Source organism: Mesorhizobium sp. M1A.F.Ca.IN.020.03.2.1, assembly GCF_004023205.1.
Lineage (GTDB): Bacteria > Pseudomonadota > Alphaproteobacteria > Rhizobiales > Rhizobiaceae > Mesorhizobium.
Genome location: NZ_RZSV01000095.1, coordinates 1 through 20,707 on the forward strand (window position 1 = coordinate 1; position 20,707 = coordinate 20,707).

Here is a 20,707-nt window from a genome sequence, read left to right on the forward strand (position 1 = left end):
GGTCCCATCTTCGATTTGGCGGGGAAGGCCTTGAAGACAGCGATAATCTTCGACTGCGAATTTCTTTGCCTCGAAGGCTCGCAACGCAGATTTTGGTGCGCGGCTCATGATCCCGATCCGGTCATAGCCCAGGTCGGCGCAGTAAAGCTCGGACTTGAGGGGGAGTTTCCCCTATTAGGCACGCACTGCGCCTATGTGCAACCGATTGACCGATTGGCCGGGGATACGCGCTCGATCCGTTTTTCACCCAGCTCACCGGCATCACTGAAGAAACCCTGGAGACCGAGGGAGTCGAATTGGCAGAAGCTCTTGCCGACATCGACCGGTTCTCCGACGGTGCGCGCTTTTGGTCCTGGGGCAAGGACGAGCTGAACATGGTCGCGATCAGTTGTTATGTCGCCGGCATTCCCGTTTCCATACCAGCCAACCGGTTCGACAATGCAGTCAAGCTGCTGCTAGCGGCAGGGATGCCGATCGAAGATTTGGCGAGGACACCCAGCAACAAGCTGGCGGACTATTATGGCGTCGACCACGCTCCGTTGCGGGCACACGACGCGCTCGACGATGCGCTATCGCTGACCTACACCCTGCAACATCTGTTGAAATCCGAAAAATTGCAGGCAGACGTCTTCGAGTGTTTGTCTGCGTGGCACCGCACCGGCACGCGCATTCGTTCAGATCACCGAATCGGTCCAGCGGACGATGTCCTTCGCCGCTTGGCCGAACGCGTTGTCCAGGGCACCGACATAAGCGGCATTTCCGCCGCCCGAGACCGGTGCGCTGGCCGTGAAGTCCTTCGAGGCGCGCACCTCGCCATTGCGATCGTTGAGGATGCGCACGAACAGCTCGACATCGGCATGTTCGCCGCCATTGACCCGGACTTCGAAGGACCGCACCTCGACGATGATCTGGTAGTCGATCGCCAAACCCTCGCCCGGCTTGCCGACACCGGCAAAGCTGCCGGACCGCTGAAAAGTCTCGGCGAGCCTTGCCTGCACGATCAGCGGCAGGCGGTCCGCCCATTGCGCGCCCTTGAGGAACTGGATCGACTGGTCGGACGGCCTGATCACGATGTTCTGGCTGTCCAGCGCCTTCAGCGCCGAGGGTTGGGCGATCAGGATCTGGCGGCGGCTGTGGCCTCGCATGTCGAGCGAAGGCGCGGAAAGCTCGAACGTGTCGAGCGGCGCCGGCCTGCCCCCCAGTACCGCGCAGCCTGCAAGCGTGAACACGAGCGTCGCGGCAGCAACGGACTTCAACCCTCTCACTAACTTCACGCGCGATCCCCACTGTCCCCGGATCTGACGATCAACTTACAGCTGCAATCCATGTTCTTGGCGTTCGCAGCAGCGGAAGTCAACGCCGTGCCCTGCCGTCAAACTGACGGACCTCCCCCTCGCCGCCCGTCAGTATGCGCTGCGGGTTTCGGCTGAGATCTGTCACCGCTTCCTCGATTCGGCTGATCGAGCGCCGGCTGGCCTGGACCAGCGCCTCGACATCCTGCAGGCCCTGGCCGGAGAAGCGCGACAGATTGTCGACGATGGTGCCCAGCCGAGAGTTCAGCGTATCGGCAACCTGCTTGAAGGACTTCAGCGTCGCCCGAGCATCGGCCATTACGCCATTGGCTTCACCGGACCCGAGAAGCTTGTCGACCTTCTCGAGAATCCCGTCGACGCGCACGGAGGCGTCGTTGAGGCGTTGCGCAAGCTGGCGGGCATTCTTGATCGTATCGTTGATGTCGTCGGAGCGGTTGGCGATCTTGTCGGTGACCTTGGCGATGTCGGCGGCCGCCTTGTTGGCGCTGTCGCTCGCCTTCTGGATGTTGGCGAGCGCCGTACGGACATCCGCCGGATCTATCCCATCGAGAACGCCGTTGACCTTGGCGAGCGTACCTTGCGTCTGCTTGGCGAAGTCGTTGACCGACCCCACCGCGGCATCGACGTTCTTCAGCACGCCGTCCAACTGCCCGCTGGTTTCCTTGAGGTTCGCGGTGACAGTGTCGACATTGGCGACGATGCTCTTGATCCGGTCCTTGTCGACCGAATTGAGCAGGCCCTCGGCCGCCTTCAGCGTGCTGTCGAGTCGGCCCGACACATTTTGCAATTGCTCCGAAAGCGAGCTCACGGCGGACAGGAATTTATCGATGCCGTCCGAATTCTTGGCCAGCGCGTTGGAGAAGGTCTCGACGTTCTTGACTGTCTGCGTCAGCGGTCCGCGAACATCCTTGGTGAAGCCTTCCAACTCGGAAAGCACCTTGTCGGCACGCGTGAAGATGTTCTGCGCCGTCTGCAGCAGGTTGGTCACGGCCGACGGATTGGCGACGATCTCCGGAACCCTGCCTTCTTTCTCGGCCTGGTCGAGCAGCTTCACTTCCTTTGGATCGGCGCCTTTCAGCTCGATATTGGCCTGGCCGGTGAGGCCGGCGAGCCCGATATCGGCCTGCGTCGACTTGGTGATCGGCGTCATGCGGTCGATCTCGGTATCGGCGATGGCGACCGTCGGGTTGTCGACATCGATATAGACCCGTTTGACGTCGCCCACCTTGACGCCGTTGAACAGCACGAAGCTGCCGCGGCCAAGGCCCGAAGCCGAGCCCGGGATGCGCACGCGCAACAGCGTCGTCTCGCCACGCTCGCCGATCGCGGCCGTCCAGTAGACGAAGGCGAAGGCCGCGAGGATCGCGGCCAGCGTGAAAATGCCGACAATGACGTAGTTGGCTCTGGTTTCCATTACCTCACTTATGGCTATGCGCGAGCCGCAAGATCAAGTTGCCGGGCGCGTTTTCCGCGGAAATAGGATTTTACCCACGGCTCCTCGCTTTTCAGCATGTCGTCGATCGTGCCTTCGACCAGCACCCTCTTCTTACCGAGCACCGCCACGTGGTCGCAGGCGGTGAACAGCGTGTCGAGGTCGTGCGTGACCATGTAGACAGTCAAATCCATCGTATCGCGCAGCTTGACGACCAATTCGTCGAATTCGGCCGCGCTGATCGGATCGAGGCCCGAGGTCGGCTCGTCGAGGAAGACGATGTCCGGATCGAGCGCCAGCGCGCGAGCCAACGCCGCGCGCTTGATCATGCCGCCCGACAGCTCGGAAGGGAATTTCTGCGCTGCGTCCGGCGGCAGCCCGACCAGCTCGACCTTGAGCATGGCGAGCTCGTCCATCAGCTTCTTCGGCAGGTCGAGATACTCGCGCATCGGCACCTGCACGTTTTCCAGCACTGTCAGCGCCGAAAACAGCGCGCCGTGCTGGAACAGGACGCCGAGCCGCATGTCGATGCGCAGGCGCTCGATCTCGCTTGCCTTGTCGACGTCGACGCCGAACAGCCTGATGGTTCCCGATTGCTTCGGCATAAGCCCAAGGATGGTGCGCAGCAACACCGACTTGCCGGCGCCCGAGGCGCCGACGAAGCCCAGGATCTCGCCGCGCTCGATATCGAGCGAAAGCTTATCGAGGACCAGCTTGTCTTCGATGGCAACGGTGACGTCACGGACCGAAAGCACGATCTCGCTCTGGTCCGCGTTCTGCGCCGTCTTGACCCCGTTGCCGCTTGCAACCGCCATCTCAAAACCCGATCGATGCGTAAAACATGGCGAAAAGCCCGTCGAGGATGATGACGACGAAGATCGACTTCACCACCGACGCGGTCACGTGCTGGCCGAGCGATTCGGCGCTGCCGCCGACCTTCATGCCCTCGACCGAAGCGATGGTGCCGATGATCATGGCCATGAACGGCGCCTTGATCAGCCCGGCAAAAATGGTGCTGAGGTCGATGGCGACCCGCAGCCGATCGATGAATGCCGCCGGTGGAATGTCGGAATAGAGCCAGGCGGCGATGATGCCGCCGCCGAGCGCGGCGAAATTCGCGATGATCGTCAAGCACGGCAGCGCAATCACCAAGGCGACGAGCCGCGGAAACACCAGCACGCCGATCGGGTTCAACCCGATCACCTTCAGCGCGTCGACCTCCTCGCGCATCTTCATCGAGCCGATCTCGGCGGTGATGGCGCTGCCCGAGCGGCCGGCCAGCATGATCGCGGTCATCAGCACGCCAAGTTCGCGCAGGATCAGCACGCCGACGAGGTCGACGACGAAAATGTCGGCACCGAAATAGCTGAGCTGATAAGCGCCTTGCTGGGCGACGATGGCGCCGACGATGGCCGACATCAGCACCACCACGGGAATGGCGCCGACGCCCATGCGGTCGATCTGGTTGAAGATTGCTGCCGGATTGACGGCATGGCCGCGGCCGAGCTTCATCTGCGCGCCGCGGATGGTGGCGCCGAGGATGTTCATCGAGGCCAGAAAATCGTCGCGCATCTCGTAGACGCGGCGGCCGACCAGCTCCAGCGCGCGCAGGATGATGTTGGGCGGTCCGGCCGGCCCCGATTCGGGTTCGCGACGCACCGCGTCGCCCACCGCGCCGAGCAGGATTGAGGCGATCTCGCTCTGCCCCTGCACATGGACTTCGACGCCTTTCTTCTCGAAAGCGCTCGCCAGCCGATCGATCAGCCAGGCGCCGGCCGTGTCCATCTTCTCGATCTGGGAAAGGTCGAGCATCAGCTTCTTGGCGCTGTTGCGGTTTTCGATCTTGCGCATCTCCGCATCGACCGATGCCACGGTCCGCGTCGTCCAGACACCCGAGAAAGCGCAGCCGATTACGTCGCCTTCCTCGCCGACGATAATGCGCGGCTGGTGATTGGCATCACCGGCGGGCGTACGGCTTGCGTCGCGTTTGCGGATGGTCAACATGGCGTCCTGTTTAGCGTGACGGGACTGGCGTGTCGATTTGCCGGGAGACCGGGTCGCACAGCCGGAGAAGAAAAATATGGCGCGTGTCATTTCGGTCGAGGTGGAGCGATTCCCCATCGCGGGCACCTTCACCATATCGCGCGGATCGAAAACCGAGGCTGAAGTCATCACCGTGACGATCGCCGACAACGGACATGTCGGGCGCGGCGAATGCGTGCCCTACAGGCGCTACGGCGAGACGATGGAAGGCGTGCGCGCCGCAATCGAGGCGATGCGCGGCCAGATCATCGACGGCATCGGCCGCACCGCCTTGCTCGCGGCCATGCCGGCCGGAGCGGCCCGCAATGCCATCGACTGCGCCTTGTGGGATCTCGAAGCCAAGCTGGGCGCCAGGCCGGTGGCGGACGCGATCGGGGTCGTTTCGCCTAAGGCGCTCGAAACCGCCTACACGCTGTCGCTCGCCGAACCTGAGGCGATGGCGGCGCAGGCCCGCGCCGCTGCCTCGCGGCCGCTGCTCAAGGTCAAGATCGGCGGCGACAACGACGCGGCAAGGATTCGCGCCGTGACGCAAGCCGCCCCGCAAAGCCGCATCATACTCGATGCCAACGAGGGCTGGACCGATAACAACATCGTCGAGAATCTCGCATTCGCAGCCGAGCACGGCATAGTGCTGATCGAGCAGCCGCTGCCGGCCGGCCGTGATGGCATCTTGCGCGAAATCGCGCATCCCGTGCCGATCTGCGCCGACGAAAGCGTGCACGAGGCGAAGAACCTCGAAGCGCTGGTCGGCCTTTATGACGTCGTCAACATCAAGCTCGACAAAACTGGTGGAATGACCGAAGCGCTGATCCTTCGCGACCGTGCCCGCGAGTTGGGTTTCGGCATCATGGTCGGCTGCATGGTCGGCACGTCGCTCGCCATGGCGCCGGCAGTGCTCTTGGCTCAAGGCGCCGATTTCGTCGACCTCGACGGGCCGCTGCTCTTGGCGCACGACCGCGAACCGGGTCTCGTCTACCAGGGCTCGCTGGTCTCACCGCCTCAGCCGGCGCTGTGGGGCTGACCGCGCGGCAAGCCCGATCAGCGCGAGGCCGATGATCGCGATCGGGATCATCGCCAGGAACCCGTCGACGCCAAGATGATCGTAGAGCGGGCCGGAGACCAGCGTGACCGCGGCCATGAAGAAGCCGTTGAAGAAATAGGCGATGCCTTGCGCGGCGCCCGTGCGCTCTTCGGAAACCGTTTCGCCGATCATCTTCTGCAGGCCGATCAGCACCATCGCCACCGAAACCGCATGCAGCGTCTGGACGCCGAAGAAGCCGACGACGCCGAGGCCCAGCGGCCAGACCAGCGGAAAGGCGACCCATCGCAGGATCGAGCCGATGCCGGCGATCACCATCACCCTGACGACGGAAACGGAGGCGAAAATGCGGTTGAAGAACAAGAACATGCAGACCTCGGCAACCACGCCCCAGGCCCACAGCAGGCCCACGACGGAATCGCTGATGCCGATCGACTTCCAGTAGATCGACACGAAGCCGTAAAGAAAGGCGTGGCTGGCGGTGATGATGCCGACACCCAGCGTGAAATAGAGGAAATAGGCGTTGAAGAGGCTTGGCGCCGAATGCTGAATGTCGGTCGCCGATAATGGCGACGCCTTGCGAGGCTTGCCCATCCGCGGCGCCCACAAACCCGCGACAAGCGCTGCGGCAAGGGCCACAAAGATGATCGCCGGAACAGTTTGCGGGCCGGTGGCCGCCAGGATGAAGCCGCCGACTATATTGGCGCAGAAATAGGAGATCGAACCCCATTTGCGCATGGCCGTGTAGTTGGAGCCGAAGCGGCGGACGCCCGACAGAGCCAGCGAATCGGCCATCGGCGAATGCGGCGTCCAAGGGATCGAAAGCAACAGCGAGATGGCCAGCACGCCCGCATAGGTGGCCGGCAGGAAATAGCCGGCCGAAATGATCATCGTCGCCGCGACCAGCGCGATATAGACATTGGCGCGGTCCTTCGCCCGGTCGGCAAACGCGGTGAGCATCGGCGTCGTCACGACGCGCAGGAACATCGGCGCGGCCAGGATGACTGCGATCTGTTCGGCGTGGAAGCCTTTCGCCTCCAGCCAGAGCGGAAAATAGGGCAGATGCGTCCCCTGCGACACGAACAATGTCGCGAAGATCAGGCTCATGCGCAGTTCGAAATGGGCTGGCTTGACGAGTTGCTCAGGCGAAAGCGGCGGCAGCGGCATGAATCGATCCAATTACGCTGCATTCCACGACCCGCAACGCGTTTCGATCCCTATCACGCGGCAAGGCGCGGCGGAACCGCCTGGACCAGTCGATCTGGCTAAAGCTGTTGAAAGACAAGGAACCTCGGAGCCGGAAAGGCGCTCAGGCAGCGTTGACCGCCCTGCCCTTGAGATCGATGAGATCGAGCACCGGCGCGTCCTTGCCGGCCGCAACTTCGGGCAGCACATGCGCCCAGGTCAGGATCTCCATGCGGCCGTCGAAATGCTCGACCACCGCGGTGCAGCTTTCCACCCAGTCCCCGGTGTTGATGTATTGCACGTCGCCATAGCTTTCGATCGCGGCGTGATGGATGTGGCCGCAGATCACGCCGTCGACATGCGAGCGCCGCGCTTCCTCGGAGAGCACCGTCTGGAACGATCCGATGAAGTTCACCGCCTTCTTCACCTTGACCTTCGCCCAGGAAGAGAACGACCAGTAAGGCAGGCCGAGCAGGTGGCGCAGTCTCGTCACGAGGCGATTGACCAGCATTGCCGTGTCATAGGCGTAGTCGCCGAGGTAAGCGAGCCAGCGCCGATTGTGCACCACAGTGTCGAACTGGTCGCCATGGATGACGAGAAGCCGCCTGCCGTCGGCGGTCTCATGAATGGCGCGGTCGGCAACGACGATGCCGCCGAAATGCACCCCCTGGAACTGGCGGGCGAATTCGTCGTGGTTGCCGGCGATGTAGGTGATCGAGGCGCCCTTGCGCGCCTTGCGCAGCAACTTCTGCACCACGTCGTTATGGCTCTGCGGCCAATGCCAGCTGCGCCGCAGGCGCCAGCCGTCAACGATGTCGCCGACCAGGTAGATGGTATCGGCGTCATGGTGGCGCAGGAAATCGATCAGGAAATCGGCCTTGGCCGCTTTCGAGCCGAGATGCACGTCGGAAATGAACATGGTGCGAAAAGTGCGGGGCTCTGGACCGGACATCGCGATTTCCACCTTTCTTTGGCGTGCTATGCCTCGATTCATGCAACAACCGTATGACGGTTGCGGTTGGTCCAGCCTAGGCGCTAGCTTGCCGCCCTCGAAAAAGGAGAAGTCAGCATGGATCTCGGCATTCGCGGCAAGAAGGCCATCGTCTGCGCCTCGAGCAAGGGACTGGGGCGCGGCTGCGCGATTGCGCTGGCCGAAGCCGGCGTCGACCTTGTCGTCAACGGCCGCAACGCCGAGCTGTTGGCGAAGACGGCGCAGGAAATCCGCGAAAAATTCGGCGTCGAGGTGATCGAGATCGCGGGCGACGTCTCGAAGCCGGAAGTGCAGAAGGCATTGCTTGCCGCCTGCCCCGCCCCCGACATCCTGGTCAACAACAATGGCGGCCCGCCGCTTCGCGATTTCCGCGAGCTCGACCGCGCGAAAATCCTCGAAGGCGTGACGCAGAACATGGTGACGCCGATCGAGCTGATCCAGGCGGTCATCGACGGTATGGCCAAGCGCGGCTTCGGCCGCATCGTCAACATCACATCGCTGTCGGTCTATGTGCCGCTACCGGGCCTCGACCTGTCGTCGGGCGCCCGCGCCGGCCTGACCTCGTTCCTTGCCGGCGTGGCCCGCACGGTGATCGACCGAAACGTCACCATCAACAGCCTATTGCCCGGCAAGCTCGACACCGACCGGTTGCGAGGCCCGCACGAAGCCGGCACGCCGGAAGACCCCGCAGCGGCCGCCGCGCGCAAGGCCCGCATCAGCGCCGACGTACCGGCAAAGCGCCTCGGCACGCCGGAAGAGTTCGGCCAGATCTGCGCCTTCCTGTGCTCGGTTCATGCCGGCTATCTCACTGGACAGAACATCCCGGTCGACGGCGGCCTCTACGTCAGTGCGTTCTGACGAGCTTCGTCGATCCGCCGCAAGTTTCCGAGCCAACAGGCTGAAATGGATTGATTATCTTCGCCTCGGCATCGTGAATGCCAGGGCCGACATTTGGCGTCGCGAAGAATCGCCGCTGCATGCTAAAAGGCTCGAAAGCAAGAAGCGCAGGAGGGCCGCGAATGGACGGCGAGAGCAAGAAAACGGCCCGATCGGACCTTGATGAGGCCGCGCTCTTCTTCCACAAGCACCCCACCCCGGGAAAGCTCGAGATCCAGGCGACCAAGCCGCTGGGCAACCAGCGCGACCTCGCGCTTGCCTATTCGCCGGGCGTTGCCGCTCCTTGTCTCGAGATCCGGGACGATCCCGCGGCCGCCGCCGACTACACGGCGCGCGCCAACCTCGTCGGCGTTGTCTCCAACGGCTCGGCGGTGCTTGGGCTGGGCAATATCGGCCCGCTCGCCTCCAAGCCGGTGATGGAAGGAAAGGCGGTGCTGTTCAAGAAATTCGCCGGCATCGACGTGTTCGACATCGAGATCGATGCTCCCGAGATCGAGCGCATGGTCGAGACGGTGGCCGCGCTCGAGCCGACCTTCGGCGGCATCAATCTCGAGGACATCAAGGCGCCTGAATGCTTCGAGGTCGAGGAGCGGCTGAAGGACCGCATGGGCATTCCGGTTTTCCATGACGACCAGCATGGCACGGCAATCATCGTCGCCGCCGCGGTGCTCAACGGGCTGGAATTCGCCGGCAAATCGATCTCCGACATCAAGATCGTCACGTCCGGCGCGGGCGCTGCGGCGCTCGCCTGCCTCAACCTTTTGGTCTCGCTCGGGGCCAAGGTCGAAAACATCTGGGTCACCGATCGTTTCGGCGTCGCCTACAAAGGCCGGGTCGAGGAGATGGACCGCTGGAAAGACCCTTATGTGAAGGACACCCAGGCGCGCACGCTGACCGATGTCATCCCCGGCGCCGACGTCTTTCTCGGCCTGTCCGCCGCAGGCGTGCTGAAGCCAGAACTCCTGCAGCACATGGCGCCGAAGCCGCTGATCCTGGCGCTCGCCAACCCGACGCCGGAGATCATGCCGGAGGTTGCGCGCGCGGCACGGCCCGACGCCATGATCTGCACCGGGCGCTCCGATTTTCCCAATCAAGTCAATAACGTGCTCTGCTTTCCTTACATTTTCCGCGGCGCGCTGGATTGCGGGGCGAGCGCCATCAACGAGGAGATGAAGATGGCCGCGGTCAGAGCGATCGCGGCGCTGGCCCGCGAGGAGCCATCGGACGTCGCCGCCCGCGCCTATTCCGGCGAGACGCCGGTCTTCGGCCCGGACTTCCTGATCCCCTCGCCCTTCGATCCGCGTCTCATCCTGCGCATCGCGCCGGCGGTGGCGAGAGCCGCCTGCGACACCGGCGTGGCGACGCGGCCGATCACCGATTTCGCGGCCTATGTCGACAAGCTCAACCGCTTCGTCTTCCGCTCCGGCCTGGTGATGAAACCGGTGTTCTCCTCGGCCAAGGCCGCCAGCGCGAAGCGCGTCATCTACGCCGACGGCGAGGACGAGCGCGTGCTGCGGGCGGCACAGGTGGTCCTGGAGGAAGGCATCGCCGAACCGATCCTGATCGGCCGCCCGCATGTCGTGGAAGTCAGGCTGAAGCGCTACGGCCTGCGCATCCGGCCGGGGGTCGATTTCGGCCTGATCAACCCGGAGGACGATCCGCGCTACCGGCACTATGTCGATCTGCTGATCGAACTCGCGGGTCGCCGCGGTATAACGACGGAAGCCGCCCGCACCATGGTGCGCACCAACAACACGGTGATCGCCGCGCTTGCGTTGAAGCGCGGCGATGCGGATGCGATGATTTGCGGGCTCGAAGGCCGCTTCGAGCGACATCTGCGCAATGTCACGCTGATCATCGGGCCGCGTCCCGGCATCAAGGACCGCGATCTCTCGACGCTGTCGATGCTGATCTCGCAGCGCGGCATCATCTTCCTCACCGACACCCATGTCTCCGTCGATCCGACGGCGGAGGAGATCGCCGAGATGACGGTGCTGGCGGCGGAAGAAATCCAGCGCTTCGGCATCGAGCCGAAGGCAGCATTGCTGTCGCATTCGGATTTCGGCTCGCGCGATTCGCCCGGCGCGCTCAAGATGCGCGAGGCCGCTGCCATCCTCGCCCGCATCGCGCCGGAGCTGCAGTGCGATGGCGAGATGCATGCCGACTCGGCTCTTTCCGAACATCTGCGCCAGCGCGTCTACCCGCATTCGCGGCTGAAAGGGGAAGCCAATCTGCTGGTGTTCCCGAACCTCGATTCGGCCAACATCACGCTGACGGCGCTGCGTGCCATGATGGACGCGCTGCATGTCGGGCCGATCCTGCTCGGCACCGACAAGCCCGCGCACATCCTGACGCCTTCTGTGACCTCTCGCGGCGTGGTCAACATGACGGCACTGGCAGTCGTCGAGGCGGCGCACAAGGCGCAGGCGCTCGCCCCGATCTGAGTTGAGGGTGAGCTCTGGGTTGTGCGAGCTCGCGCCAGCGGAATTGTGTTGAGTTGGAAGCTAGGGAACAGTTAACTACGAACGCGGTAGCCTTCCACCGGCAATCGGGATTCCAGGCGGATGAAGGGGTTGAAGCTGACGCATCTTGCTGCGCTGCTTGCAGCGTTGGCGGCGTCGGCTGTCGCTGTGACCGAGCCGCAGGCCGCTTCTCGCACCTGCCGCCAGCTCGAAGCGGAGCTTGCAGCCACGCGCGGCGGTGGCGGCGGTCCGGGACTGATCCGCAAATATGACGACGCGATCGCCCGCCAGCGCGAGCAGCTGGCCAAGGCGCGCAGCCGCGCCGGTGATGCCAATTGCGGCTTCACGCTGTTTTCGCGCAATGCCGGCCAATGCGCGGCGATCAATGCCTCGATAGAGCGTATGAACGCCAATCTCGACATCTTGCAGGCCAAGCGCGAGCGGCTGGCCGGCGGCGGCACGCGGCGCGACCGCAGCCGCATTCTTGCGGCGCTCGACGCCAATGGCTGCCGCGATAATGAAGTCGAGCCGCATCGCGCCCCGATCCAGGAGGCCGCCCGCAACAATGGTGGCGGCAATCTGTTCGAGCAGCTCTTCGGCCGTGGCGACGAGGAGATCGATACGCTCCACACGCCTGAAGCGCTTCCGCCAGACGATCCCAGCGCGCGCAACATCCGCCGGGTGATCAACCAACCCGACGGCATGGACCTGCCGAGAATGAACGGCGAGTTCATCACCGTCTGCGTGCGCACCTGCGACGGCTATTTCTTCCCGATGTCGAACGCCGCCTCTCTTGGCGATTTCGAGCGCGATCAGAAGAATTGCGAATCGAGCTGCCCCGGCACCGAGATGCAGGTCTTCTACACGCGCGGCATGGACGATGACGCCGGCAACATGACATCCTCGGCGACCGGCCGTCCTTACAGCGAGCTGCCGACGGCCTATCTCTACAAGCAGGCCAACTACTCGCGGCCGCCGCAATGCGGCTGCAACGCCCAGGCCGAAAACTTCTCGATCATAGGCGGGAATCCGCCCAATCCGGAGCAGCCGCAGCCGGACAGCGGGGCGACGACCCTCGTGCCGACGCCGGCGGCCAAGCTCGATGCTGGCGCCGATCCCGAAACGCTCGCCAACGCTGCAGGCGGGCTCGACCGCGCGGCTATCAAGCAGCTGACCGCCAAGGTGCCGGCGTCACCGGTTTCGGCCCTGCCGCCGGAACAGCGCAAGGTCAGGGTCGTCGGGCCAGCGTTCCTTCCCGACCCATCAGCGGCAATAGATCTGCAAGCTCCGGCCCGGAAGACCGCCCGGTAAGGGCGAGCCGCAGCGGCATGAACAGCGGCTTGCCCTTGCGGCCCGTCGCTTCCTTGATCTTGCCGGTCCAATCCTTCCAGACCGTGCCGTTCCAAGGCTCCTCCGGCAACAGGTCGAACGCCTGGTGGAGGAAATCACGGTCCTCGCCGGAAAATTCCGCCGGCTCCTGCGGCCCGTCACTCAGGATTCGCCACCAGGCGACAGCGTCGGACAAACGGTCGATATTGCCGCGCACCGCAAGCCAGAAGGGCTCGGCCCTGTCGCCGGAAATGCCAAGCACAATCAGCCGGTCGCGCGCCTCCTCGAACGGCATTTGGTGCATCAGCGTGCGATTGAGCACGAAAAGCTCGTCGGGATCGAACTTGGCGGCAGACTTGGATGTCGCGGCCGGGTCGAAATGGCTGGCGAGCTCGTTGAGATCGTGCGCTGCCGTGACATTTTCCGATGTGCCAACGAGCACGGCAAGCGAGGCGACCGCCATCGGCTCGATGCCGTCCTCACGCAGGCTTTCGATCGACAGCGCGCCGGTGCGCTTCGACAGCCCCTCACCCGACACGGTGGTCAAGAGATTATGATGCCCGAACACCGGCGGCTCGGCGCCCAGCGCCTGGAACAAGGCTATCTGCACGCCGGTGTTGGTGACGTGGTCGTCGCCGCGTATGACATGGGTGACGCCCATCTCGATGTCGTCGACCACCGAAGGCAGTGTGTAGAGATAAGTGCCGTCCTCACGCACCAGGACTGGGTCCGACAGTGAGGCGAGATCGACGGTCTCCTCGCCGCGCACAAGGTCGTTCCAGTGCACCTCGGTCCGTTCCGGCTGCAGCGGGTCGCCGGTGAAGTTCGGCAGAAGAAAGCGCCAGTGCGGCCGGCGCCCGTCGGATTCGTATTCGGCCACCTGCTCCGGCGTCAGCGTCAATGCCTCGCGGCCATAGACCGGCGGCAGGCCGCGCGTGCGGCGCACCTTGCGGCGCAGGTCGAGCTCCTCCGGCGTTTCGTAGCAGGCATAAAGCACGCGCGCCGCCTTCAGCCGCTCCACCGCGGCGTCATAGACTTCAAAGCGACGCGACTGATATTCGGTAACGTCGGGAAAAATGCCGAGCCAATGCAGGTCATAGAGAATTGAATCGGCGAATTCCTGCGTCGAACGGGCAACGTCTGTATCGTCGAAGCGCTGGATGAAGCGGCCCTTGTTGTTCATAGCGAAGAGCCAGTTGAACAGCGCGGTGCGGGCATTGCCGATGTGGATGCGGCCGGTCGGCGACGGGGCGAAACGAACGGTAACTGTCATGAGCGGGGCGTAGCGAATGCTTCCAGGCTTGACAAGACACGCCCCCGCGCAGGGCAACAGATAGTGCAAGCCAGCTAAAATGAAAAGCCGCCCGTCGGGCCCGGCCCCGGCAACCCGGCGAGCCGTCCGCAAGGACCCGCCAAATAAAGGCTTTTCGATGCGCCTTTCTGTCCCCATTATCCACATATGTGACACACAACATGTTGGGGTCACAAAACCTACAAAAACGAATCCTTGACGGGTCAGAACGAGTCGCTTTTTATAGGCCATGCGCTCCTGTTGCGGGCGTGACCGGAGAGTTCAGAGGCCGGTCTTTTTTCCCGGATTTTGTGCGTTTTGCCCACATTTCCGCCCGTTCACGAGGCCGGCGGAAGCGTTGGGTATGATGGGGCTTGGGTGGGCGAAAGGGAGAATTGTCGGGCTGGAAAAAATGATCTGTTAACACTATATTTAGTGTTTGCAGGCAGGCTCGACCCTAGATAGTGTGAACTTCCCTCTTCCGAGGGAATCGACAAAAGTTTCAGTTTTGAGGGACCCGCGGGTCGGCCTGCAGCCTGGGTGAGCGCCTGGAAGGGCGTTTGCTTGTCTGCACGGTGCTGCCCGCGACGAGGAGAACGCCGGCGTCGCCTGCGATGCCGGCAAACGGCGGACCGTGCTTTTCGCCTGGCGGGGCAGCAATCCCTGGGGAAAAGCGCTATATGTAGACAAAAGGGACCGGACCAATGCGCATCGAGCGTCGCTTCACCAAGCCAGACCAAGCAGGTCAAGAAGGGGCAGCTTACGCGGAGATCGAATTCCGCAAGGCCCTGTCGGAGATCAAGAATCCCGACGGCTCGGTGGTGTTCCGCCTCGACAACATCGATGTGCCGGCGCAGTTCAGCCAGGTCGCGGCCGACATCCTGGCCCAAAAATATTTCCGCAAGGCCGGCGTCCCGGCGCGCCTGAAGAAGGTCGAGGAGAACGACGTCCCCTCCTTCCTGTGGCGTTCGGTTGCCGACGAGGCCGAACTCGCCAAGCTCCCCGAGGCCGAGCGCTATGGTTCGGAAACCGATGCTCGCCAGGTCTTCGACCGGCTGTCCGGCACCTGGACCTATTGGGGCTGGAAGGGCGGCTACTTCAAGTCCGAAGAAGATGCCCGCGCTTTCCGCGACGAGCTTGCCTATATGCTGGCCACTCAGCGCGTGGCGCCGAACTCGCCGCAATGGTTCAACACCGGCCTGCACTGGGCCTATGGCATCGACGGGCCGAGCCAGGGTCACTTCTATGTCGACCCCTTCACCGGCAGGCTGACCAAGTCGAAGTCGGCTTACGAGCATCCGCAGCCGCATGCCTGCTTCATCCAGAGCGTTCAGGACGACCTCGTCAACGAGGGCGGCATCATGGACCTGTGGGTGCGTGAGGCGCGCCTGTTCAAATACGGCTCCGGCACCGGCTCGAACTTCTCGATGCTGCGCGGCGAAGGCGAGAAGCTGTCCGGCGGCGGCCGCTCGTCCGGCCTGATGAGCTTCCTCAAGATCGGCGATCGCGCGGCGGGCGCCATCAAGTCGGGCGGCACGACGCGCCGCGCCGCCAAGATGGTCATCGTCGACGCCGACCATCCCGACATCGAGGACTTCATCGACTGGAAGGTCAATGAAGAACAGAAGGTCACCTCGCTGGTGACCGGCTCGAAGATCGTCAAGAAGCACCTCGAAGCGATCATGAAGGCCTGCGTCAATTGCGAAGGCAATGGCGACGACTGCTTCGACCCGGCCCTCAACACCGCGCTGAAGCGCGAGATCAAGGCGGCCAAGAAGGACGCCGTGCCGGAGAACTACATCTATCGCGTCATCCAGTTCGCCCGCCAGGGCTACACCTCGATGTCGTTCAAGACCTACGACACCGACTGGGACTCTGACGCCTATCTCACCGTTTCCGGCCAGAACTCCAACAACTCGGTGTCGCTGAGGGACAATTTCCTGCGCGCCGTCGAGGCCGACGGCGACTGGCAGCTCACCGCCCGCAAGGACGGCAAGGTGCTGAAGACGCTGAAGGCGCGGGATCTCTGGGAAAAGATCGGTTATGCCGCGTGGGCGTCCGCCGATCCCGGCCTGCATTTCAACACGACCATGAACGACTGGCACACCTGCGCCTCCGCCGGTGCGATCCGGGCCTCCAACCCGTGCTCGGAATACATGTTCCTCGACGACACGGCCTGCAACCTCGCCTCGATCAACCTCCTGCCCTACCGCAAGGAAGACGGCACGATCGACATCGCCGCTTACGAGCACACCGTTCGGCTGTGGACCGTCGTGCTCGAGATCTCGGTCATGATGGCGCAGTTCCCGTCGAAGGAGATCGCCAAGCTCTCCTACGACTACCGCACGCTCGGCCTCGGCTACGCCAACATCGGCGGCCTGTTGATGACGTCCGGCATTCCCTACGACTCCGACGAGGGCCGCGCGATCTGCGCCGCGCTCACGGCCATCATGACCGGCATCGCCTATGCGACCTCGGCCGAAATGGCTTCCGAGCTCGGCGCCTTCCCGGACTATGACCGCAACGCCCAGAACATGCTGCGCGTCATGCGCAACCACCGCCGCGCCGCCTATGGCGACAAGGACGGCTACGAGAAGCTCGCCGTCAATCCGGTGCCGCTGGTCGCCTCCGACCTGAAGCAGCAGGCGCTGGCCGAGCATGCCCGCGCCGCCTGGGATCGCGCCATCGAGCTCGGCGAGGAGCATGGCTATCGCAACGCGCAGGCGACCGTGATCGCGCCGACCGGCACGATCGGCCTGGTCATGGACTGCGACACCACCGGCATCGAGCCCGACTTCGCGCTGGTGAAGTTCAAGAAGCTCGCCGGCGGCGGCTACTTCAAGATCATCAACCGCGCGGTGCCGGAAGCGCTGCGCACGCTCGGCTATTCCGAAAGCCAGATTGCCGAGATCGAGGCCTATGCCGTCGGCCATGGCAACCTCAACCAGGCGCCCGGCATCAACCCGTCTTCGCTGAAGGCCAAGGGCTTCACCGATGATAAGATCGCGGCGCTGAATGCGGCGCTGAAGTCGGCCTTCGACATCAAGTTCGTGTTCAACCAGTGGACGCTCGGCGCCGATTGGGTGAAAGAGACGCTCGGCTTCACCGACGAGCAGCTTTCCGACTTTTCCTTCGAGATGCTGCCGGCGCTGGGCTTCTCCAAGAAGGACATCGACGCGGCCAACATCCATGTCTGCGGTGCAATGACGCTCGAAGGGGCGCCGTTCCTCAAGGCCGAGCACCTGCCGGTGTTCGACTGCGCCAGCCCCTGCGGCAAGATCGGCAAGCGCTCGCTGTCGATCCAGAGCCACATCCTGATGATGGCCGCGGCGCAGCCCTTCATCTCGGGCGCCATCTCCAAGACCATCAACATGCCGAACGAGGCGACGGTCGAGGACGCCAAGAACGCCTACATGCTGTCCTGGAAGCTGGCGCTGAAGGCCAACGCGCTCTATCGCGACGGCTCGAAGCTGTCGCAGCCGCTCAATGCCTCGCTGCTCGCCGACGGCGAGGAGGACGAGGACGAGGCGGTCGAGCAGCTGATTGCGGCGCCCGCCGCGCAGCGCGCCGTGCAGGTGACGGAAAAGATCGTCGAGCGCGTCATCGAGCGTCTCTACCGCGACCGCGAGAAGCTGCCGAACCGCCGCAAGGGCTACACGCAGAAGGCGGTCGTCGGCGGCCACAAGGTGTATCTCAGGACCGGCGAGTTCGACGACGGCCGCCTCGGCGAGATCTTCATCGACATGCACAAGGAAGGTGCTGCCTTCCGCGCCATGATGAACAACTTCGCCATCGCCATCTCGCTCGGCCTGCAATATGGCGTGCCGCTCGACGAATATGTCGAGGCCTTCACCTTCACCAAGTTCGAGCCGGCCGGCATGGTGCAGGGCAACGACGCGATCAAGAACGCGACGTCGATCCTCGACTACGTGTTCCGCGAGCTTGCCGTCTCCTATCTCGGCCGCCACGACCTCGCGCATGTCGATCAGTCGGACTTCGACAAGACGGCGCTCGGCCGCGGCATCACCGAAGGCAAGGCGACGCCGTTCTCCAAGGGCCTCTATCGCGGTGCCTCGCCGGTGAAGCTGGTGTCGGCTGCCGGTTCAGACCCCAAGGGTTTTGGCGGCTCAGCCCCGACGACGGCCCCTGCCCGCGCAGCGCCCACCGCCTTCGCCGGCTCCAACGTGCTGGCGTTGAAGCCTGCAAGCGACGAGGCCCTTGCCTACAAGCGCGACTATGAGGAGCGCGCCAGGGAACTGGCCGAGGAGATGGTGGAAGAGGAAGCCGAGGCCGCCGGCGGCGCCGAGGCGTTCTTCACCGACGCCGCCGCCAACGAGGCCGCCGAGGCCAAGAAGCTAGCCGCCACCCGTCGCCAGCAGTCCTTGCTCCAGGGTTACACCGGCAACGAATGTTCGGAGTGCCACAACTTCACCATGGTGCGGAACGGCACCTGCGAGAAGTGCGACACGTGTGGTTCGACGAGCGGGTGCAGCTGAGGCCCGATGCCGCCAAGGCTGACAGTCAGCGAAGTTATTCGCAAGCTGGAGGCCGATGGCTGGTATCTGGTTGCAACCAAATGCAGCCATCGCCAATATAGATCAAAGCCGGCCGCGTCATCGTGGCCGGCCGCACTGGCCTGATTGTCCAAGGCCTTCCATGATCGATCACATCACTCTCGAAGTGAGCGACCTCGAACAGAGCAAGCTCTTCTACGAAAAGGCTTTTGCGCCGTTGGGGTATCGCCTCGCTTTCGGCAAGGAAGGCGTGTTCTGGGCCTTCGATGTCGGCAATGGCTGCCTGTTCGAGATCCAGAGCACCGGCGAGAAGCCGCCGCTCACCCATCTTCATGTCGCTTTCCGGGTGAAGGGCAAGGCGGAGGTCGATGCGTTCTATAGGGCGGCGTTGGAGGCAGGTGCCGCGGACAATGGCGCGCCCGGGCCGCGTCCGGACTACGCGGCGAACTACTACGCCTGCTTCGTGCTTGATCCCGACGGTTACAACATCGAGGCGATGATCAACGAGGCGTGACGGGCGATGCCCTTCGGCTTCGTCATTCTAGGGCGGAGCAAGGAGCGAAGCGACGCAGCGCAGACCCTAGAATCCATGCCGTTACATCAAGGCGCTGCGGCGTTTCAGAATTCTGCACGCTGCGCCCTACGGCAATGGTCACGGCATGGGTCCTCGGGTCAAGCCCGAGGACGACGAAAGCGCGATGGACGGCCTCTCCTCAGCTCTTGTGGGGAGAAGGGAGCGCCGCCTTCAATCCTTGAACGTGATCCCGTATTTCGCGGCCTGTTCCTTCGGCATGTCGGCCAGCGCCTGGCGTACCGTGTAGCCACCATAGACGTCGCCGCCGTTGCGGATCATCCAGTCCTCGACATCGGCCTCGGCAACCGTCATGCGGTCGCCCATCTTGTATTGGTTGCCGTTGACCGGCTTGTCGGCCAGCAATCCGACGAAGCGGCCGTCGCTAAAAGCCACAAGCTGCATCCAGATATGCTCGGTGGCGCCGTTCTGGGTCAGCGGGAACTTGACCGTATAGGTGCCAGGCGTGCGGGCGGCCATCAACTCATGGAAGCGCGGCAGCGTCGAATGGCCCTTCGCCTTGGCACCCTGCATCGCCTCGTCGGTGGTTGAATAGGCAACCACATTTTCATTGGGCGTTTTGTTGCGCAGGTGCGAATTGAAAAATCCGTAGCCGACGGCGGCCACCACAGCGGCAGTGACAATCAATTTGCGCATAGACCCCTCCAAGACGCGATCACGAACACGTTACCGGAAGGCCGTTGCCGCGCCGCTAAGGGAGACGGTGAGTCGTTGGTTAGCGAAATCCTGAAATTGCCGTCGATCGTCAGCTCGGCGCCGGGGTGAAGCAGACGGCCTCAATTCGCGTCGGCCACCATCTCGCCGCCGCCCAGCCACCTGCGCCACTGCCGCTCGTCGCCGTGGAAGACATTGAGGTCGATGCGGCCGCTGACGCCATGCGACAGGCCGGAGCCCGAATATTGCCAGAACAGCCAGTTGCGGCCCGGATAGACCTTTGACGGATGGGCGGCCACCGCGCGCAACCAGAACGGATAGTCGAGGAAAGCGCCGCGCAGATTGTCGCGATAAAAATCCGGCGACGTGTAGATGATGGGCCGCTGGCCGTAATGGCGCTCCAGCTTGTCCATGAACACCTGCATCTTCTCCAGCACCTTCTGGCGCGAAGGCCGGCGCTTGCAGGAGGACTCGCCGTTCCACTCGACATCGATGACCGGCGGCAGCGCGCCTTGGACCCGCGGCACGTTGCGGATGAACCAGTCGGCCTGCTCGCCGGCGGTGCGGCACCAGTAGAAGAAATGATAGGCGCCGCGCTTCAGCCCGGCGGCATCGGCGCCGCGCCAGTTTTTCATGAACATCGGATCGAGATGGTCGCCGCCGTCGGTCGCCTTGATGTAGGCGAAGTTGGCGCCCTGGGCGCGCAGCTTTTGCCAGTTGATATTGCCCTGCCAGCGCGACACGTCGACGCCATGGACGGCAAGGTGCCTTGGCGAGGCGCGCCCGAAATTGATCGGTTTGGCATCGCGAAAGGCATAGCGGGTGACGGGGCCAGCAAGCATCGCGGGCGCTGCGCGCGACAGCCGCTTCGGCGGCGAGACGAGTGCTGCGGCCTCGACCGGGGGCTCGACCGTATCCGGCAGGTCCGGCGCCGGGAACGCCACCGTTTCTTCCTCGGCCAAGCC

The 20,707-nt window shown here is 63.6% G+C and carries 15 protein-coding genes and 1 pseudogene; 7 read left to right on the forward strand and 9 right to left on the reverse strand.

Annotated elements, in window-relative coordinates:
- Positions 1-30 precede the first annotated feature (30 nt).
- A pseudogene (locus EOA79_RS33595) lies at positions 31-635 on the forward strand (3'-5' exonuclease); the annotation flags it as partial.
- A 39-nt stretch (positions 636-674) separates the two neighbouring features.
- Here EOA79_RS33595 and EOA79_RS16670 read toward each other — a convergent pair.
- From EOA79_RS16670 to EOA79_RS16685, 4 genes are all read right to left on the reverse strand, one after another.
- The gene (locus tag EOA79_RS16670; RefSeq protein WP_095800812.1) at positions 675-1,265 is read right to left on the reverse strand and encodes an ABC-type transport auxiliary lipoprotein family protein; all 591 of its coding nucleotides are present in this window, start codon (positions 1,263-1,265) and stop codon (positions 675-677) included.
- An 88-nt stretch (positions 1,266-1,353) separates the two neighbouring features.
- Complete coding sequence (locus EOA79_RS16675) at positions 1,354-2,727, reverse strand: MlaD family protein (protein WP_095800813.1); 1,374 nt, start codon at positions 2,725-2,727, stop codon at positions 1,354-1,356.
- A 14-nt stretch (positions 2,728-2,741) separates the two neighbouring features.
- Positions 2,742-3,560, reverse strand: coding sequence for an ABC transporter ATP-binding protein (locus tag EOA79_RS16680; protein ID WP_095800814.1), 819 nt, complete (start codon positions 3,558-3,560; stop codon positions 2,742-2,744).
- Position 3,561: 1 nt separating this feature from the next.
- Positions 3,562-4,749 carry an ABC transporter permease gene (locus EOA79_RS16685; protein ID WP_067328401.1) on the reverse strand — a complete coding sequence of 396 codons (1,188 nt, stop codon included), beginning with the start codon at positions 4,747-4,749 and terminating at the stop codon, positions 3,562-3,564.
- 76 nt (positions 4,750-4,825) lie between these two features.
- On the opposite strand from EOA79_RS16685, the gene dgcA reads away from it, so the two are divergent.
- Complete coding sequence (gene dgcA / locus EOA79_RS16690) at positions 4,826-5,809, forward strand: N-acetyl-D-Glu racemase DgcA (RefSeq protein ID WP_095825303.1); 984 nt, start codon at positions 4,826-4,828, stop codon at positions 5,807-5,809.
- Here dgcA and EOA79_RS16695 read toward each other — a convergent pair.
- Both EOA79_RS16695 and EOA79_RS16700 read right to left on the reverse strand, forming a co-directional pair.
- The gene (locus EOA79_RS16695; protein WP_095825302.1) at positions 5,780-6,994 is read right to left on the reverse strand and encodes an MFS transporter; all 1,215 of its coding nucleotides are present in this window, start codon (positions 6,992-6,994) and stop codon (positions 5,780-5,782) included. The genes dgcA and EOA79_RS16695 overlap by 30 nt on opposite strands.
- Before the next feature lie 142 nt (positions 6,995-7,136).
- Entirely contained in the window at positions 7,137-7,964 is an 828-nt protein-coding gene (locus EOA79_RS16700; RefSeq protein WP_095825301.1) for a UDP-2,3-diacylglucosamine diphosphatase, read from the reverse strand.
- A gap of 117 nt (positions 7,965-8,081) precedes the next feature.
- Here EOA79_RS16700 and EOA79_RS16705 point away from each other — a divergent pair, with 117 nt between their 5' ends.
- From EOA79_RS16705 to EOA79_RS16715, 3 genes are all read left to right on the forward strand, one after another.
- On the forward strand, positions 8,082-8,861 hold the full coding sequence (locus tag EOA79_RS16705) for an SDR family oxidoreductase (RefSeq protein WP_095825300.1): 780 nt from the start codon (positions 8,082-8,084) through the stop codon (positions 8,859-8,861).
- Between the two features lie 161 nt (positions 8,862-9,022).
- Positions 9,023-11,344, forward strand: coding sequence for an NADP-dependent malic enzyme (locus EOA79_RS16710; protein WP_095825299.1), 2,322 nt, complete (start codon positions 9,023-9,025; stop codon positions 11,342-11,344).
- Positions 11,345-11,464: 120 nt separating this feature from the next.
- Positions 11,465-12,673, forward strand: coding sequence for a DUF2865 domain-containing protein (locus EOA79_RS16715; RefSeq protein WP_095825298.1), 1,209 nt, complete (start codon positions 11,465-11,467; stop codon positions 12,671-12,673).
- On the opposite strand, the gene gltX is transcribed toward EOA79_RS16715, so the two are convergent.
- Complete coding sequence (gene gltX / locus EOA79_RS16720) at positions 12,591-13,964, reverse strand: glutamate--tRNA ligase (RefSeq protein WP_095825297.1); 1,374 nt, start codon at positions 13,962-13,964, stop codon at positions 12,591-12,593. The two genes, EOA79_RS16715 and gltX, sit on opposite strands and share 83 nt — an antisense overlap.
- A gap of 722 nt (positions 13,965-14,686) precedes the next feature.
- Between gltX and EOA79_RS16725 the strand changes: the two genes are divergently transcribed.
- The gene (locus EOA79_RS16725) at positions 14,687-18,478 is read left to right on the forward strand and encodes a vitamin B12-dependent ribonucleotide reductase (RefSeq protein WP_095825296.1); all 3,792 of its coding nucleotides are present in this window, start codon (positions 14,687-14,689) and stop codon (positions 18,476-18,478) included.
- 160 nt (positions 18,479-18,638) lie between these two features.
- Complete coding sequence (locus tag EOA79_RS16730; protein ID WP_095825295.1) at positions 18,639-19,010, forward strand: VOC family protein; 372 nt, start codon at positions 18,639-18,641, stop codon at positions 19,008-19,010.
- A gap of 231 nt (positions 19,011-19,241) precedes the next feature.
- Here the strand turns inward: EOA79_RS16730 and EOA79_RS16735 are convergent, their stop codons facing one another.
- Both EOA79_RS16735 and EOA79_RS16740 read right to left on the reverse strand, forming a co-directional pair.
- Entirely contained in the window at positions 19,242-19,724 is a 483-nt protein-coding gene (locus tag EOA79_RS16735; RefSeq protein WP_095825294.1) for a DUF2314 domain-containing protein, read from the reverse strand.
- Positions 19,725-19,864: 140 nt separating this feature from the next.
- Positions 19,865-20,707, reverse strand: an 843-nt coding sequence (locus EOA79_RS16740) for a GH25 family lysozyme (protein ID WP_128293109.1), incomplete at its 5' end; no start/stop codon positions are given.